16 protein-coding genes are annotated in these 15,360 nt (G+C 66.4%); 6 read left to right on the plus strand and 10 right to left on the minus strand.

Annotated features, from left to right (window positions below; all coding sequences use genetic code 11):
- Nucleotides 1-9: 9 nt before the first annotated feature.
- Nucleotides 10-1,173 carry a lycopene beta-cyclase CrtY gene (gene crtY, locus NUH86_RS12970; RefSeq protein ID WP_267249882.1) on the minus strand — a complete coding sequence of 388 codons (1,164 nt, stop codon included), beginning with the start codon at nt 1,171-1,173 and terminating at the stop codon, nt 10-12.
- A 75-nt stretch (nt 1,174-1,248) separates the two neighbouring features.
- On the opposite strand from crtY, the gene NUH86_RS12975 reads away from it, so the two are divergent.
- The 3 genes from NUH86_RS12975 (at nt 1,249) to NUH86_RS12985 (ending at nt 2,867) form a co-directional block, all read left to right on the plus strand.
- Nucleotides 1,249-1,521 carry a metal/formaldehyde-sensitive transcriptional repressor gene (locus NUH86_RS12975; RefSeq protein WP_267249883.1) on the plus strand — a complete coding sequence of 91 codons (273 nt, stop codon included), beginning with the start codon at nt 1,249-1,251 and terminating at the stop codon, nt 1,519-1,521.
- Nucleotides 1,518-2,504, plus strand: a complete 987-nt coding sequence (gene dmeF, locus NUH86_RS12980) for a CDF family Co(II)/Ni(II) efflux transporter DmeF (RefSeq protein WP_267249884.1) — start codon at nt 1,518-1,520, stop codon at nt 2,502-2,504. The genes NUH86_RS12975 and dmeF overlap by 4 nt, the downstream gene beginning before the upstream one ends.
- Nucleotides 2,505-2,711: 207 nt before the next feature.
- Entirely contained in the window at nt 2,712-2,867 is a 156-nt protein-coding gene (locus tag NUH86_RS12985) for a hypothetical protein (RefSeq protein ID WP_267249885.1), read from the plus strand.
- A 222-nt stretch (nt 2,868-3,089) separates the two neighbouring features.
- Here the strand turns inward: NUH86_RS12985 and NUH86_RS12990 are convergent, their stop codons facing one another.
- From NUH86_RS12990 to NUH86_RS13005, 4 genes are all read right to left on the minus strand, one after another.
- Nucleotides 3,090-4,274, minus strand: a complete 1,185-nt coding sequence (locus NUH86_RS12990) for an NAD(P)/FAD-dependent oxidoreductase (RefSeq protein ID WP_267249886.1) — start codon at nt 4,272-4,274, stop codon at nt 3,090-3,092.
- On the minus strand, nt 4,274-4,702 hold the full coding sequence (locus NUH86_RS12995) for a TIGR01244 family sulfur transferase (RefSeq protein ID WP_267249887.1): 429 nt from the start codon (nt 4,700-4,702) through the stop codon (nt 4,274-4,276). The genes NUH86_RS12990 and NUH86_RS12995 overlap by 1 nt, the downstream gene beginning before the upstream one ends.
- A 74-nt stretch (nt 4,703-4,776) precedes the next feature.
- Nucleotides 4,777-6,549, minus strand: coding sequence for a DNA helicase RecQ (recQ, locus tag NUH86_RS13000; protein WP_267249888.1), 1,773 nt, complete (start codon nt 6,547-6,549; stop codon nt 4,777-4,779).
- Between the two features lie 56 nt (nt 6,550-6,605).
- Entirely contained in the window at nt 6,606-6,920 is a 315-nt protein-coding gene (locus tag NUH86_RS13005; protein WP_267249889.1) for a hypothetical protein, read from the minus strand.
- A 37-nt stretch (nt 6,921-6,957) separates the two neighbouring features.
- On the opposite strand from NUH86_RS13005, the gene NUH86_RS13010 reads away from it, so the two are divergent.
- On the plus strand, nt 6,958-8,079 hold the full coding sequence (locus NUH86_RS13010; RefSeq protein WP_267249890.1) for a serine hydrolase domain-containing protein: 1,122 nt from the start codon (nt 6,958-6,960) through the stop codon (nt 8,077-8,079).
- Nucleotides 8,080-8,172: 93 nt separating this feature from the next.
- Here NUH86_RS13010 and NUH86_RS13015 read toward each other — a convergent pair whose 3' ends face one another.
- The 5 genes from NUH86_RS13015 to NUH86_RS13035 form a co-directional block, all read right to left on the minus strand.
- Nucleotides 8,173-8,961 (minus strand): PhzF family phenazine biosynthesis protein, encoded by a 789-nt coding sequence (locus tag NUH86_RS13015; RefSeq protein ID WP_267249891.1) that lies wholly within the window; start codon nt 8,959-8,961, stop codon nt 8,173-8,175.
- A gap of 329 nt (nt 8,962-9,290) precedes the next feature.
- Nucleotides 9,291-10,379: a chorismate synthase gene (aroC, locus tag NUH86_RS13020; RefSeq protein ID WP_267249892.1), complete on the minus strand. Its 1,089-nt coding sequence runs from the start codon at nt 10,377-10,379 to the stop codon at nt 9,291-9,293.
- Between the two features lie 89 nt (nt 10,380-10,468).
- On the minus strand, nt 10,469-11,275 hold the full coding sequence (gene fabI / locus NUH86_RS13025; protein ID WP_267249893.1) for an enoyl-ACP reductase FabI: 807 nt from the start codon (nt 11,273-11,275) through the stop codon (nt 10,469-10,471).
- A complete protein-coding gene (locus NUH86_RS13030; RefSeq protein ID WP_267249894.1) occupies nt 11,272-12,240 on the minus strand; it encodes a YihY/virulence factor BrkB family protein in 969 nt (322 codons plus the stop codon). The genes fabI and NUH86_RS13030 overlap by 4 nt, the downstream gene beginning before the upstream one ends.
- 15 nt (nt 12,241-12,255) lie before the next feature.
- The gene (locus tag NUH86_RS13035) at nt 12,256-13,176 is read right to left on the minus strand and encodes a DnaJ C-terminal domain-containing protein (RefSeq protein ID WP_267249895.1); all 921 of its coding nucleotides are present in this window, start codon (nt 13,174-13,176) and stop codon (nt 12,256-12,258) included.
- Nucleotides 13,177-13,301: 125 nt separating this feature from the next.
- Here NUH86_RS13035 and pdxH point away from each other — a divergent pair, with 125 nt between their 5' ends.
- Together pdxH and NUH86_RS13045 are read left to right on the plus strand one after the other, a co-directional pair.
- Nucleotides 13,302-13,877 (plus strand): pyridoxamine 5'-phosphate oxidase, encoded by a 576-nt coding sequence (pdxH, locus tag NUH86_RS13040; protein ID WP_037448375.1) that lies wholly within the window; start codon nt 13,302-13,304, stop codon nt 13,875-13,877.
- A 144-nt stretch (nt 13,878-14,021) separates the two neighbouring features.
- Nucleotides 14,022-15,350: a dicarboxylate/amino acid:cation symporter gene (locus NUH86_RS13045; RefSeq protein WP_267249896.1), complete on the plus strand. Its 1,329-nt coding sequence runs from the start codon at nt 14,022-14,024 to the stop codon at nt 15,348-15,350.
- Nucleotides 15,351-15,360: the final 10 nt, after the last annotated feature.

The following is a 15,360-nucleotide window of genomic DNA, read 5'->3' on the forward strand; positions in this document are numbered from 1 at the left end:
GCGGCCTGTTCATCGGGCGGGTGGGCTCAACAATGTTCGCATGGCGTCCCTTATGGGCACGGGGGGCCGCCCGCACAAGATGCGGATGCGATCCCCCAGCGTCGAGCGCCCGGCATAGAAGCGCCCGATCAGCGCAGGGCCAAGCCGATAGAAACGCTCGAAGATGCGCCAGCGCTGTGCGGGCCGGGCCGCGCCGAACAGCATGCGGCCGAGCAGCCGGTAATAGCGCCCCTGCCGCCAGTGGATGGCGGCCCATTCGCGCGTCACATGCGCCAGCAGGCGGCCCTCCATCGGCCATTCGTCCGCCAGGCGCAGCGCGAAGCGCACCGCGTCGGGCAGGGAATAGCCGGTCATGGGCTGGAACATCGCGGCCCTCACCCCCGTCCGCGCCACAGCGTCCGCATCCAGCCAGAAACGGTCGAAATCGCCGCCATGGACGACCGGCAGGACGCCGCTTTCGCTGTGGACGACCCCCTCGACCTGCCAGCCCCGCGCCTGTGCATAGGCGGCGATCCGGGCTTCCAATGCGGGGATGTCGAGGTCCGGCGTGTCGCTGTAATAGGTATCCTCGACGAAGAGGGTGCGGTCGTCCCAGGGCAGCAGATAGACGAAGCGATAGCCGTCCAGTTGATCGACGGTGGCGTCCATGATGACCGGGCGGGTCAGGCCGTGCGGGGCGCGCAGGCGCAGCGTCTGGCCGACGAATTTCTGCCAGCCGCAGCGCAGGGCGGACAGATCGCCCCCTCCCCTGGCGTCGAGCACCGCCCTGGCGCGGATGATGCGGCCGTCGGACAGGGTGACGGCGGTGGGCGTCAATTCGGCGGCCTGCGCGCCGGTCAGCACGGCGTCGCCCAGCACCTGGCGGACATGGGCGTCGAGGCGCGTCGAGGTGATGCTGTTATAGGGCATGGCAAGTCGACGGCTGTGACCGGGGAAGCGAACCTCATAGCCTTCGGCCCAGCGATGGGCGATCAGCGGGTCGACAAGCCAGCGATCCCCGGCATCCACATCGCTGTCGAAAAAGGACCAGATATGATTGCCGCCCAGCGTGTCGCCGCTTTCCAGCAGCAGCAGCGCCGCGTCGGGATGGCGCGCCGCGAAGGCAAGCGCCGTCAGGCTGCCGGCCAGGCCGCCGCCCACTATCGCCAGATCGAAATCGGTCATGGTCGCCATCGCATCCTTGTTAGAGCGCATGCGGGGAAATGCACGGATTGATTTCCGGCCCATTATAGGGTAGGGGGGTATCCTATGCATATCGTGGCGGACCGGGACAAGCTGTTGGCGCGGGTGCGGCGCATCGCCGGGCAGATCGGCGCCGTCGAACGGCAATTGTCGGGCGATGCGGGCTGTTCGGAAACGCTGCAACTGGTCGCGTCCGTCCGGGGGGCCGTGGGCAGCCTGATGGAAGAATTGATCGAGCAGCATATGCGGGAACATGTCGCCCGCCCGGATATCAGCGACGAAACGCGACAGGCCGCGGCGGAGGAAATGCTGGCGCTGATCCGGCGCTACGGGAAGTGAGCATGCATGACGATCACGACCATGGCGGCCACCCGCATCCTGGGCATGATCATGCGCATGCCCTGCCGGCAGTCGGCGGGGACGAGGAAAACCATTATTTCGACCATATCTACCTGACCCATGGGCATGACGAAAATGCCCGCAAGACGATGTGGGTGGTGTGGCTGACTGCGGCGACCATGGTGGTGGAGATCGTCTTCGGCTGGCTGACCGGGTCGATGGCGTTGCTGGCCGACGGCTTCCACATGGCGACCCATGCGGGCGCGCTGGCGGTGGCGGCGGCGGCCTATGGCTATGCGCGGAGGCATGCGCGCAATCCGCGCTATACCTTCGGCACCGGGAAGGTGGGGGATCTGTCCGGCTTCGCATCGGCGCTGATCCTGGCCTTCACCGCCCTGTTCATCGCCGTCGAATCGGTGATGCGCTTGTTCGAACCGGTGAAGGTGGCCTTTGGCGAAGCGACTTTGGTCGCGGTGACCGGCCTGGTCATCAACCTGATCAGCGCCGTGCTGCTGCGGCATGACCATAGCCATGATCATAGCCGCGACGATGGGCATGGGCATGACCCCAAACAGGGCCATGCCGACAATAATCTGCGCGCCGCCTATGTCCATGTGCTGACCGATGCGCTGACATCGGTGCTGGCGATCGTGGCGTTGCTGGCGGGGCGCTTTATCGGCTGGTGGTGGCTGGACCCCGCGGTGGGCCTGCTGGGCGCGGTGGTGATCGCGCGCTGGGCCTGGGGGCTGATGCGGGATACCGCCGCGATCCTGCTCGACACCGCCGAACCGGCGCTGACGGCGCGGATCAAGGGGCTGGCCGAGGCGGAAGGGGCCACCATCCGCGACCTGCACGTCTGGCGCATCGGGCCGCATGCCCATGCCGCGATCGTCAGCCTGGCCCCCGGCGCGGACGTCGCTGCCGTGCGCCGCCAGGTCCGCGCCCTGCCGCGCATGGAGCATGTGACGGTGGAGTGCGGATAGAATCGGGCAAGGGCTGGCCCAACCTGATCTGGATCACTTGACTCGACTCGGCGGGTCATCCAGCTTCCCCTGCGAAAATCAAAAAAATACCGTCGGAGAGGAGGCCTTATGCCTATAGCGAAGCCTTTTGCGGGAAAGATTTTTCACGCCCTGTTGAGGGAATGTTTCGCCCAGCAGCGTCCACCCACCGACGAGGAAGTGGACTCGGTGGCTTCCCAGATCTGGCAGGACAGCCATGGATCGATGACGGGGCAGAATTGGCGGGATGTCGCCAAGGGAAGCGACGCGCACCGGCAGATGATCAACGCGGCGTTGATGGCGTTCGGTTCGGCGCCTTCGGAGCTGCATATGGAAGCGTCCTGAGGTCGATATTTTAGGGCGGGTGACTGGCGCCAGCTCCATCCTCATTCGTCATGCGGCGGCCTATGGCAAGGCAAGGCGCGTATGAGAAAATTCTCAGTGGCATCTTGAAACGGGAATAGGCCTTCCTATTTCCGTCTTGTCCCGGCTCTCCCCCCCTCCCGCCGGGACACCCATCATTGTGGCCCCGGCGTTCCCTTGCGCCGGGGCTGCTTTTTTTGAGGATCAAAGAAACTGGGCCGCTACCCAGCCGCTCGCCCAGGCCCATTGGAAATTATAGCCACCCAGCCAGCCGGTGACGTCGACCGCTTCGCCTATGGCGTAGAGGCCGGGGAGGTGGCGCGCCTCCATCGTCTGGGACGATAGTCCGGCGGTCGAGATGCCGCCGATGGCGACTTCCGCCTTGGCGAAGCCTTCGGTGCCGTTGGGGGTGAAGGACCAGGCCGAAAGGCGGCGTTCGGCGTCCTGGAGCTTGCGGTCCGGCATATTGCCGAGGTCGCCGGGAAGCGCGAGCCGTTCCGCCAGGGCATCGGCCAGACGATCCGGCAGATGGCCGCGCAGGCATTGCGTCAGCGTGGCGCGGGGCCTGCTGCGTTTCGCGTCGATCAGCCAGCCTTGCGGCCGGTCGGGCAGGAAATCGAGGGCGATGGCCTCCCCATGCCGCCAATAGGAGGAAATCTGCAAAATCGCCGGGCCGGACAGCCCCCGGTGGGTGAGCAATGCGGCTTCGCGGAAGGCGGTCTTGCCGTGGCGGGCGACGACTTCGGTCGAGACGCCGGAGAGCGAGCGGAACAGCAGGTCTTCGCCGCCCAACGTCAGGGGGACGAGCGCGGGGCGCGGCTCCACGACCTTCAGCCCGAACTGGCGGGCAAGGTCGTAGGCGATGCCGGTCGCGCCGATCTTCGGGATGGCGGGGCCGCCGGTGGCGATGACCAGCGCGGGGGCCGTGGCGGTCCTGCCGCCATGGGTGACGCTGTACCGACCATCGGCATGGGTGACGGAGGAAATGGCGTGGTCGAGCCGGATCGTGACGCCGCCCGCTTCGCATTCGGCCAGCAGCATGGCGACGATCTGGCGGGCGCTCCGGTCGCAGAAAAGCTGGCCCAGCGTCTTTTCATGCCAGGCTATGCCATGGCGTTCGACGAGCGCCAGGAAATCCTGCGGCGTGTAACGGCCCAGCGCCGATTTGGCGAAATGCGGGTTGACCGAGAGGTAACGGTCGGGCGCGGTGTGGATATTGGTGAAATTGCAGCGGCCACCGCCGGAGATCAGGATTTTCTTCCCGGCCTGGTCGGCATGGTCGATGACGAGGACGCGCCTGCCCCGCTGGCCCGCCATGGCCGCGCACATGAGGCCGGCGCCGCCAGCGCCCAGGACGATGGCGTCATAATTTTCCGCTTTGGAAGCCATCAACCGGCGGCTAGCGCGTCCATGATCTGGCGGACGGGCGCGACGTCATAACCGGCCGATGCGGCCTGTTCGGTCAGCGCCGCCGGGTGGTCGCCCGCGCGGGCGCGGGTCAGCGCCCAGAGCAGGGTGCTGCGCGTGCCGGAACGGCAATAAGCGAGTATCTTGCCCTCCCCCGCCTGTTCGAGCGCGGCGGCCATGCCGTCGAGTTGCCATGGAGCAAAGCCGCCATGGGCGACCGGGACCGCGGCATAGGCGATGCCTGCGGCCTTGGCGGCGGCCTCTATCTCCGCGCCGTTGGTCTGGCCCGGTTCCTCGTCATCGGGGCGGTTGTTGACGATCATCGTCACGCCCAGCGCCTTGGCCTCCGCCACCTGATCGACGCTGATCTGCGGGGCGACGTAGAGGTTCTTGGTGAGCTGGCGGAACATGGGCGGGACTCCTTTGCGGGTCTCCTTGCGCTTGTGGGGCGCAGGATTCAAGGGGGAGCGCGCCAGTCTATGATTTACAGATAAGGCCGGATCGCCGCCAGGAAGGCGTCGCCATAGGCGTCCAGCTTGCGCTGGCCCACGCCGCTGATGTTGCCGAGTTCGGCAAGGCTCGTCGGGCGCTGCTCCGCCATTTCGCGCAGGGTCGAATCGTGGAAGATGACATAGGGCGGCACGCCCGCCTCCTGCGCCAGTTCGCGGCGGCAGGCGCGCAGCGCGTCGAACAGCGGATCGCCCACGGGATTTTCGGCGCTGCCGCTGCGGGCGCTCTTGCGGCGGCGTTCCTTGCGGGGCGGCAGGATCAGGCTGACCTCTTCCTCGCCGCGCAGGATCGGGCGGGCGTTGGGACCGAATTCCAGGCCGCCATGTTCGTTCGTCTGGAGCGCGTCGCGGACCAGCAATGCGCGGGAGACGGGGCGCAGCAGCGCCGTCTCCTCCCCGTCGACGATGCCGTAGACCGAAATCTTGTCATGGCCCCGCTCGCGGATCTTGTCGCTGACGGCGCCGGTCAGCACTTGCTCGATATGGCCGACGCCGAAGCTCTGGCCGGTGCGGTAGACGGCGGACAGGAATTTGCGGGCGGTCTGGGTCGCGTCGATGCTGGGCGGGGGATTGAGGCAATTGTCGCAATTGCCGCAGCCCGGCGGGGGATTTTCCCCGAAATGGCGGAGCAATATGGCGCGGCGGCAGGTGCCGGTTTCCACCAGTCCGCCCAGCGCCGTGATGCGGGCGCGCTCGCCCTGCTGGCGGAGGGGGTCGAGTTCGCCGATGCGCTGGCGGGCGCGGGCGAAATCATCGGCGCCCCAGAAAAGATGCGCTTCGGCGGGTTCGCCGTCGCGGCCCGCGCGGCCGGATTCCTGATAATAGCCCTCGATCGACTTGGGCAGCGCCGCATGGGCGACGAAGCGGACGTCGGGCTTGTCGATGCCCATGCCGAAGGCGATGGTGGCGACCATCACCATATCCTCGCTGGCGATGAAGGCGGCCTGGTTGGCGGCGCGCATCTGGGGGGCCAGCCCGGCATGATAGGCGCGGGTCGGGCGGCCGGTCTTGCCAAGGGTTTCGGCCAGCTTCTCGGTCGCGGCGCGGGTGGGGGCGTAGACGATGCCGGGGCCGGTCTGGCCCGCGATCAGGTCGGAAAGCTGGCGCGGCAGGCCGTCGCGAGGGTGGACGGCGTAGCGGATGTTCGGCCGGTCGAAGCCCGCGATGATCAGGCCTTCGCGGGGAATGCCGAGCTGGACGAGGATGTCGTCGCGGGTGTGATGGTCGGCGGTGGCAGTCAGCGCCAGGCGGGGAACGTCGGGAAATTCGTCCAGCAGCGGGCGCAGCAGGCGATAGTCGGGGCGGAAATCATGGCCCCATTCGGATACGCAATGCGCCTCGTCTATGGCGAAGAGGGCGATTTTCGCGGCGCGCAGGAGGTTGCGGAACCCTTCCCCGCTGGCGCGTTCGGGGGCGACGTAGAGCAGGTCGAGATCACCGTTGCGCAGCCGGTCCTGCGTCTCGCGCCAGTCGGTATCGACGCTGGTGAGGCTGGCGGCGCGGATGCCGACGGCCTGCGCGGCGCGAAGCTGGTCGTGCATCAGCGCGATCAATGGGGAGACGACGACGCAGCAGCCGTCCAGCGCCACGGCGGGCAGTTGGTAGCAGAGCGACTTGCCTGCGCCGGTCGGCATGATCGCCAGCGTCGGCTGGCCCGCCATGATGCGACTGACCACCTGTTCCTGCACGCCGCGAAAAGCGGGGAAGCCGAAAATATCGTGGAGGAGGGTCGGGATGTCGGGGCGCATGGGTGGGGCTGTAGCGATTTGAGGGCGGTGGGGCCAGCTTCCCTCTATCGGAGGACTCACGGTTCCAGCAGGCAGCCCCAGCCCTTGCGATAGCGCGCCGTGCGGGAGACGAGCAAGGGGACCGCCGCGTTGACCGATTGGGATTCGGGCATGTCCTTCAGCGACACTGCCCACATGCCGGGTTCCTTGTCGCCCTTGCAGCTTTCCATCGAGCGGCCCTCGACATAGCGGCAGGAGCAGGCGACGCGCGCGCCGAAGCCCGCGCCGACCTGGGCATGGGCGCGCAGGGCGCTCCAGTTCCAGGCGAACAGGGCGAGCGGCAGCAGGGCCGCTGCCAGCGCTCCATAAATCCATTTCCGGCGGACGGACATGCTCCCCTTTCCCGCGCTCCGTGTTAAGGCGCAGCTTATGAGGGTTGAGCGGAACAGCGTAAAGCGCCTTGGCGCGATCGGCGGAATTTTGGCGATGCTGGCGGTGGCCGGCCTGTGGACCGTGCGCGCCGCCGGGCCGGAGCCGGTCGTCCATATCGCCGGAGATTCGGATGTGGACGCGGCGGCGCTGAGGGCGGCGATCGATCCGCTGTTCGAGGATCAGGCGGGCGAGACGCGGGCGCTGATCGTCATGCACGACGGGGAGATCGTGGCCGAGCGCTATGCGCCGGGCTATGGGCCGCAGACCAGGCTGCCATCCTGGTCCACGGCCAAGAGCGTGACGGCGGTGCTGATCGGGCTGATGGTGTCGGACGGGCGGCTGGCGCTCGATTCGCCCGCGCCGGTGGCGGCCTGGGGCCAGCCGGGCGATCCGCGGGGACGCATCACCCTGCGGCAGTTGCTGGCCATGACATCCGGCCTGGATCATGTCGAGGATGCCGAACCCCTGGCCGAGGCCGATACGGTGCGGATGCTGTTCACCGACGGGGCGCAGGACATGGGCGCCTTTGCGGAGGCCAAGCCGCTCGCCCATGCGCCGGGTTCGGTCTTTTCCTATTCGACCGGCAGCACGATCATCCTGACCGACCTGATGGCCCGGATGCTGACCAACAGTAGCGATCCCGATGTGCGGCGGCGGGCGATGCAGATGTTCATCGACGGGCGGCTGAAGATTCCGGCGCGGCTCGACAGCCTGACCGTCGAATATGATGCGGCGGGCACGATGATCGGCGGCAGCTTCATGCATATGACGGCGCGGGATTATGCGCGCTTCGGGGAATTGCTGCGCAACCATGGGCGCGGGGTGGCGGGGCACCAGATCGTGCCGGAAAAGTGGATCGACCATATGCGCGCGCCTTCGCCGCGCAACGCGGCCTATGGGGCGCATCTGTGGCTCAACCGGGAAAGCGAAGAAAGCGCGCTGATGCCGGGGCGGGCGCCGCGCAGCCTGTTCGGCTGCGTCGGGCATGGCGGGCAATATATATTGGTGTCGCCATCGCAGCGGCTGACCGTGGTGCGGCTGGGCATGTCGCCCGACAAGGAGCAGCGCGGGGTCGTGAAGGACGGATTGGCGAAGCTGGTGGGGCTTTATGCGCGTTGAGGGGTAGGGAATGGGGCGCGACCTCCGAATTTTCCCCTCCACCATGCTTCGCCTGGTCCCCCTCCCCATCTATCGATGGGGAGGATTAGGTTATTAGAGCAGGAAATTGCCTTCTATCACCGTGCGGCAGGCGCCGGTCAGGATCACGCGGTCGCCGGAAAGGCGGCATAGCAGGCGTCCTCCGCGATGCGATGCCTGATAGGCGGTGAGTTTCGCCTTATCGAGCCGCCCGGCCCAATAGGGGGTGAGCAGGCAATGGGCCGAGCCGGTGACGGGGTCTTCGTCTATGCCCGCGCCGGGGGCGAAGACGCGGCTGACCATGTCGCTGTCCTCGCCGGGGGCGGTGGCGATCAGGAGGATGCTTCCGGCCTTTTTCAGCGTCGCGAAATCCGGTTGCAGGGCGCGGATCGCGGCGTCGTCGGGATAGGCGAAGATCGCATAGCCGCCGTCGCGCCAACGGGTTTCGAGGACGTCGCCGCCCATGGCCGCGGCAAGGTCCGGCAGCGGGCTTGGCTCGGTCGTCCAGGCGGGGAGCGAGAGCGCATAACCGTCACGGTCGCGCGACACGGTGAGTATGCCCGCATGCGTCGTGCGGAAGCGAACGGCGGTGCGACCGCCCATCAGCGCATGGCCGCTGGCCAGCGTGGCGTGGCCGCACAGCTTGACCTCCACTTCGGGCGTGAACCAGCGCAGCGCATAGTCCGCGTCCGGATCATCGGGCGTGGGCACGGTGAAGGCGGTTTCGGAGAGATTATTTTCCGCCGCGATCGCCTGAAGCGTGGCGTCGTCGAGCCATTGGCCCAGCGGCATGACCGCGGCCGGATTGCCGGTAAAGGGAGCGTCGGCGAAGGCGTCGACCTGGATGAAGGGCAGGCTGGTCACGGGCGGTCCTTTGGCATTTCCCGTCATGATGCCGTCGCGACCGGCACCGGAACAGGGCCGGTCGGGCGGAACTGGTCATGGCGGAACGCCCCGTTTCCGGCGGCGATGAAAGGAAATGGGCCAGCCATGCAAGCATGGCTGGCCCGTGTTCGCGGCTGAAGGGGACGTTTTGACCGTCAATCCATGGAAACCATGGTGACGCTCCCCAGGCTTACGCGCTGCCGCTCGCCCTCCCGCGGGCGATCTGTGACGGGGATGGTATCGCAGATTGGCTGAGTCGTCTCGCGGGAATCGCGGCTTTGCCGGAATTATGCCTCGATTCGGCGCGTTCAGCCCTCACCGCACTGGGCGCGGTGGAGCAGTTTCTGGTCGGCCAGCACCAGCGCCATCATCGCCTCCACCACCGGCACGCCGCGAATGCCCACGCAGGGGTCGTGGCGGCCCTTGGTGACGATGTCCGACGCAGCGCCTTCGCGAGTGACGGTTTCGACCGGGATCAGGATGGAGCTGGTCGGCTTGAAGGCGATGCGGACCTTGACCGGCTGTCCGGTGGAGATGCCGCCCGCGATGCCGCCTGCATGGTTGGCGAGGAAGACAGGCGCGCCGTCTTTGCCCCCGTCCCTGCTCGGCCGCATCGGATCGGCATTCTGCTCGCCGCGCAGGCGGGCGGCGGCGAAACCGTCGCCGATCTCGACGCCCTTGACCGCGTTGATGCTCATCATCGCGGCGGCGAGTTCGCTGTCGAGCTTGGCATAAAGGGGCGCGCCCCAGCCCGCCGGAACGCCGCTGGCGATGCATTCCACCACCGCGCCGAGCGAGGAGCCGTCCTTGCGGGCGTCGTCCACCAGTTTCTCCCAGCGCTTCGCCGCTTCCGGGTCGGGGCAGAAAAAGGGGTTGTTGTCGATCTCGCCCGCGTCGAAGCGGGCATAGTCGATGGGGTCGCCGCCAATCTCGCTGACATAGGCGAAGATGTCGACATCCGGGATGACGAGCCGGGCGACCGCGCCCGCCGCCACGCGGCTCGCCGTCTCCCGCGCCGAGGAACGGCCGCCGCCGCGATAGTCGCGAAAGCCATATTTGGCGTCATAGGCATAGTCGGCATGGCCGGGGCGATAGGCCTTGGCGACTTCGCTATAATCCTTGGAGCGCTGGTCGGTATTTTCGATCATCAGGCTGATCGGGGTGCCGGTGGTCCGCCCCTCGAACACGCCGGAGAGGATGCGGACCTCATCCGGTTCGCGGCGCTGGGTGGTGAATTTCGAGGTGCCGGGTTTGCGCTTGTCGAGGAAGGGCTGGATGTCGGCTTCGGACAGGGGCAGGCCGGGAGGGCAGCCGTCGACCATCGCGCCGATGGCGGGACCATGGGATTCGCCCCAGGTCGAGAAGCGGAAGACGCGGCCGAAGGTGTTGAAGCTCATATCTGCCTTTCGTGGGTGAGGTGGTTCGCCCTCACCCTCCCGCCGCTTTGCGGCGGGCCCCTCCCTCTCCCGGCGGGAGAGGGGTTTTGTTACTTGTCCAATGCGATATCGGGCGCGTCTTCGGCCTTCATGCCGATGACGTTGTAGCCCGCGTCGACATGGTGGACTTCGCCGGTCACGCCCGATGCCAGGTCGGACAGCAGGTACAGGCCCGCGCCGCCCACATCCTCGATCGTCACGTTGCGGCGGAGCGGGCTGTTCAGTTCGTTCCACTTCATGATGTAGCGGAAATCGCCGATGCCGCTGGCCGCCAGCGTCTTGATCGGCCCGGCGGAGATGGCGTTGACGCGGATATTTTCCGGCCCCAGGTCCATCGCCAGATATTTGACGCTGGTTTCCAGCGCCGCCTTCGCCACGCCCATGACGTTGTAATGCGGAATCACCTTCTCGGCGCCATAATAGCTGAGCGTCAGCAGGCTGCCGCCCTCCGCCATCAGGGGGCGGGCGCGCCTGGCGACGGCCACGAAGCTGTAGGCGGAGATGTTCATCGTCAGCAGGAAATTTTCCAGGCTGGTGTCGACATATTTGCCGCGCAGTTCATTCTTGTCGGAAAAACCGATGGCGTGGACCACGAAGTCCAGCTTGCCCCAACGCGCCCTGATCTCTTCAAAGGCCGTATCGAGCTTCTCCATGTCCGACACGTCGCAGTCGATCAGGAAATCGGAACCCAGTTCCTCCGCCAGCGGCTTCACGCGCTTGGCCAGCGCCTCGCCCTGATAGGAGAAAGCCAGTTCCGCACCCTGCGCATGCAGCGCCTTCGATATGCCCCAGGCCAGCGACTTGTCGTTCGCCAGCCCCATGATCAGACCGCGTTTTCCCGCCATCAAGCCTGTCATACCGTCGTCCCATTCCCTTTGTCGTCCTGCGCGGCGGCGGCTTCCTCTTCCGGGAACTCCGCCAGCGCAGCATTCAATTCCGCGCCAATTACCACGCCAAGCCCGACAAGGAAGAAGAAAATGAGGGTGATCATCACGCCGGCCAGACTGCCATAGGTCAAGTCATAGCCGCCCAGCAGCGAAAGCGTGGCCGGCAGCAGCAGGGTGACGCCATACCACCACAGGGCCGTGGCGATGGCGCCGGGCCATTTGGGAAAGCGCGGATCCTTGTACAGGCTGGGGGTCAGGGAGACGTAGAGATAATAGAGCGCGACGCACAATATCGCCATCGGCGCCAGCTTGGTGATGGCGACGATCTGGATCGCCTGGTCGGCAAAGGGCAATATCTGGCGCAGGAACTGTTCGACGCCGATGATGATGACCTGCATCGAAAAGGCGAACATCACCGCGAAGACGCTGACCAGGGTGATGCCGATGGCGGTCAGCCGATAATGCCAGAAGGAGCGCGTGCTCTTCGTGCCATAGGCGCGGCGGAGGATGTCGCGGATCGTTTCTATCAGGCTGCCCACCGTCCACAGCCCGACCAGCCCGCCCAGCCAGAGCAGCGGCCCGGTGCGGGCGTTCAGCACGTCGATGATCGGTTGCCGCACGACGTCCGCCACGCCGGGGGGCACGGTTTCCAGAAAGGCCCTGACCGCCGCCAGCCCATCCTGCGAATGGCCGAAGATGCTGGCCACCGCCGCCGCCACGATGAAGAAGGGGAACAGCGTCATCAGCGAGAGATAGGCAAGGTTCCCCGCATGGATGAACCCGTCGCTATAGGTGCCGACGGCCACGCGCTTCGCGATTTCAAAGGCATGGCTGCCCGGGCGCACCCGGTCCATATGGCGGTTGAAATGGGCGCGGGCTTCTTGCGCGATGTGCCTGCGGCGGGATTCGGGAGATAAGGGGGACGGTTGCGGCATTCTCCCCCTAACCCCTCAGACGCCCAGATGGGTCCGGACGGCGCGTCTGTCCTGCCAGCTTTCGACCAGCGCCTTGATCGCCGGATCGTCGGCGGGCACGTCGATCATCAGCGTGACGAGCTGGTCGCCGCGCTGGCCGTCCTTGCCGGTGAAACCCTTGCCCCGCAGGCGCAGCGTCTTGCCGGAGGATGTGCCCGCGGGCACGCCCAGCATCACCGGGCCGTCGACGGTGGGCACCTTGACCTTCGCCCCTTTCACCGCCTCGTCCAGGGTGATCGGCAGTTCCAGCAGCACATTGTCGCCGTCGCGGGTGAAGAAGGCGTGCGGCCTGACCTCTATCGTGACGATGGCGTCGCCCGCGCCGCCCGGACCCTGCTGTCCCTTGCCGGAAAGCCGCATCTGCGTGCCGGTTTCCACTCCTGCGGGAAGCTTCAGGTCGATGGTCTTGCCGTCCTGGAGCGTGATCCGCTGCGGCGCCAGGGTGGCGGCGTCGATGAACTGGACGGCCAGGCGATAGGTGACGTTCGCGCCCTTTTGCGGGGGCGCGCCGCGGCCGAAGCCCCCGCCGCCCCGGCGCCCCGCTCCGCCGAACAGCCCTTCGAAAATATCGCCGAAGTCCCCGCCGCCGCCGTTGAATTCGAAACCGCCGCCCTGGCCGCCGGGATGGCCGCGAAAGCCGCCGCCACCGCCGCCGAAGCCGAAGGGAGAGGTCGGATTGCCCTCTGCGTCGATTTCGCCCCGGTCGAAACGGGCGCGCTTGTCCTTGTCGGACAGCAGGTCATAGGCGCCGGTGACGGCGGAGAATTTCTCCGCCGCCTTCGGATTGTCCCGGTTCCGGTCGGGATGCAGTTCCTTGGCCAGCTTACGATAGGCCGATTTGATCTCTGCCTCGCTCGCGCCGCGCGCGACGCCCAGGGTGGAGTAGGGATCAGCCATTGCCGCCAATATATCCTTTTGCAGAAAAAATCCGGTCGCGCCCTATGTGGCGAAAGGCGCGGGATCGTTCAAGCGTGGTAAAGCCCTTATCGACACGGCTTTATGAGGGGGGTACATCACCGCGCATGACCGATCCCTTCGTCCTGTTCGACGCCTGGTATGTCGAGGCCCGTGAAACCGAGATCAACGACAGCAACGCCATGGCGCTCGCCACCGCCGACGCGCGCGGGCGGCCATCGCTGCGGATGGTGCTGCTGAAGGGGCATGGGCCGGACGGCTTTATCTTCTACACCAATTTCGAGGGGCGCAAGGCGGAGGAACTGCACGCCAATCCGCATGCCGCGCTGCTGTTCCACTGGAAGTCGCTGCGGCGGCAGATCCGGATCGAGGGGCCGGTGGGTCCGGTGGACGACGCCACCGCCGACGCCTATTTCGCGACGCGCAGCCGCGATAGCCAGTTGGGCGCCTGGGCGTCCGACCAGTCCCGCCCGCTGGAATCGCGCGACCTGTTCATGGCCCGCTACGACGAAGCCAGCCTGCGGTTCGAGGGCGGACCGGTGCCGCGCCCGCCGCACTGGTCGGGATTCCGCCTCACCCCGGAACGCATCGAATTCTGGCAGGATCGCGAACATCGCCTGCATGAACGCCGCCTGTTCGAACGCAGCGGCGACGGCTGGCGCGAGGGGTTGCTGTATCCATGATGCGGCGCGTTCCCGCACCGTGAAATAAACGCTCGCGGAATATGCCGCTTCGTTCGTTCAGCGAGATAAGGGGTCCGACCCATTCCGTTGCGAGGGCGCCGGGCGCCTGTTAGGTGTCCGGTTGGGCACGATTAGAGGAACTGCATGCGAAATCGACTGACGGCGTTCATCCTGACGGGCATGATATTAGGGGTGATCGCGGGCTTCGCCACCAATATCTGGGCGGGCGGCGACAAGGCCCTGGCGAAGGATGTGGCGGGTTATTACCACCTGCTGGCCGACATCTTCCTCCACCTCATCAAGATGATCATCGCGCCGCTGGTCTTTTCCACGCTGGTCGCCGGCATCGCGCACATGGGGGACAGCGCGGCGCTGGGGCGGATCGGCGGTCGCGCCATCGCCTGGTTCATCATCGCCAGCCTGATCTCGCTGACCCTGGGCCTCGTCTTCGTCAATTTCTTCGCGCCCGGCGAAGGGCTGAATCTGGTCCGGTCCGGCGCGGACGCGGGGGTGAATACGGAGGCGCTCAATTTCCGCGACTTCATCCTGCATGTGTTCCCGACCTCCATGGTCGGGGCGATGGCGGAAAATTCGATCCTGCAGATCGTCGTCTTCTCCCTGTTCGTGGGCGTCGCGCTGACCGCCATCGGCGAGAAGGGGAAGCCCATCGTCACCGTGATCGAGTCGATGGTCGAACTGATGCTGCAGGTGACCGGCTATGTCATGCGCATGGCGCCGCTGGCGGTGTTCGGCGCGCTGGCGTCGGCGATCTCGACCGAGGGGCTGGGCGTGCTCAAGACCTTCGGCGAACTGGTGGGTGAATTCTACCTGGCGCTGATCGCGCTCTGGCTGCTGCTGTTCGCGGCGGGATCGGCCTTCCTGGGCAAGCGGATGGTGACGCTGATCCGTTATGTGCGCGAACCGGTGCTGATCGCTTTTTCCACCGCATCGTCCGAAGCGGCCTATCCCAAGATGCTGGAGCAGCTCGACCGGTTCGGCGTGCCGCGCCGCATATACAGCTTCGTGCTGCCGCTGGGCTACAGCTTCAATCTGGACGGGTCGATGATGTATTCGACCTTCGCCACCATCTTCATCGCCCAGGCCTATGGCATCGACCTGCCGATCGCGACGCAGATCACGATATTGCTGGTGCTGATGGTGACCAGCAAGGGCATCGCCGCCGTTCCCCGCGCTTCGCTGGTGGTGGTGGCCGCGACGCTGGGGCAGTTCGACCTGCCGGTGGAGGGCGTGGCCTTCATCCTGGCGGTCGACCATTTCATGGACATGGGCCGCACCGCGACCAACGTGCTGGGCAACGCCATCGCCACGTCCGTCATCACCAAATGGGAAGGCATGCTGGAGGTGGAGGAGCCGGAATATGTGCCCCATCCCAAGGCGCCGGCGCATACGCCATCCCATGGCCGCGCCGGGCTGGAACTGGCGTCGGACATGGTGGACGAGCCGAAGGCTTAGAGCCTCGTCC

Origin of the sequence: Sphingobium sp. JS3065, assembly GCF_026427355.1 — a bacterium.
In the GTDB taxonomy this organism is placed as follows: Bacteria; Pseudomonadota; Alphaproteobacteria; order Sphingomonadales; family Sphingomonadaceae; genus Sphingobium.

Bases quoted from the DNA above. Each gene is read 5' to 3' on its own strand.
- crtY (WP_267249882.1), bottom strand. From the start codon at position 1,173: ATGGCGACCATGACCGATTTCGATCTGGCGATAGTGGGCGGCGGCCTG.
- NUH86_RS12975 (WP_267249883.1), top strand. From the start codon at position 1,249: ATGCATATCGTGGCGGACCGGGACAAGCTGTTGGCGCGGGTGCGGCGC.
- aroC (WP_267249892.1), bottom strand. From the start codon at position 10,379: ATGAGCTTCAACACCTTCGGCCGCGTCTTCCGCTTCTCGACCTGGGGC.
- NUH86_RS12995 (WP_267249887.1), bottom strand. From the start codon at position 4,702: ATGTTCCGCCAGCTCACCAAGAACCTCTACGTCGCCCCGCAGATCAGC.
- recQ (WP_267249888.1), bottom strand. From the start codon at position 6,549: ATGCGCCCCGACATCCCGACCCTCCTCCACGATATTTTCGGCTTCCCC.
- NUH86_RS13010 (WP_267249890.1), top strand. From the start codon at position 6,958: ATGAGGGTTGAGCGGAACAGCGTAAAGCGCCTTGGCGCGATCGGCGGA.
- fabI (WP_267249893.1), bottom strand. From the start codon at position 11,275: ATGACAGGCTTGATGGCGGGAAAACGCGGTCTGATCATGGGGCTGGCG.
- pdxH (WP_037448375.1), top strand. From the start codon at position 13,302: ATGACCGATCCCTTCGTCCTGTTCGACGCCTGGTATGTCGAGGCCCGT.
- NUH86_RS13045 (WP_267249896.1), top strand. From the start codon at position 14,022: ATGCGAAATCGACTGACGGCGTTCATCCTGACGGGCATGATATTAGGG.
- NUH86_RS13005 (WP_267249889.1), bottom strand. From the start codon at position 6,920: ATGTCCGTCCGCCGGAAATGGATTTATGGAGCGCTGGCAGCGGCCCTG.
- NUH86_RS12990 (WP_267249886.1), bottom strand. From the start codon at position 4,274: ATGGCTTCCAAAGCGGAAAATTATGACGCCATCGTCCTGGGCGCTGGC.
- NUH86_RS13030 (WP_267249894.1), bottom strand. From the start codon at position 12,240: ATGCCGCAACCGTCCCCCTTATCTCCCGAATCCCGCCGCAGGCACATC.
- NUH86_RS13035 (WP_267249895.1), bottom strand. From the start codon at position 13,176: ATGGCTGATCCCTACTCCACCCTGGGCGTCGCGCGCGGCGCGAGCGAG.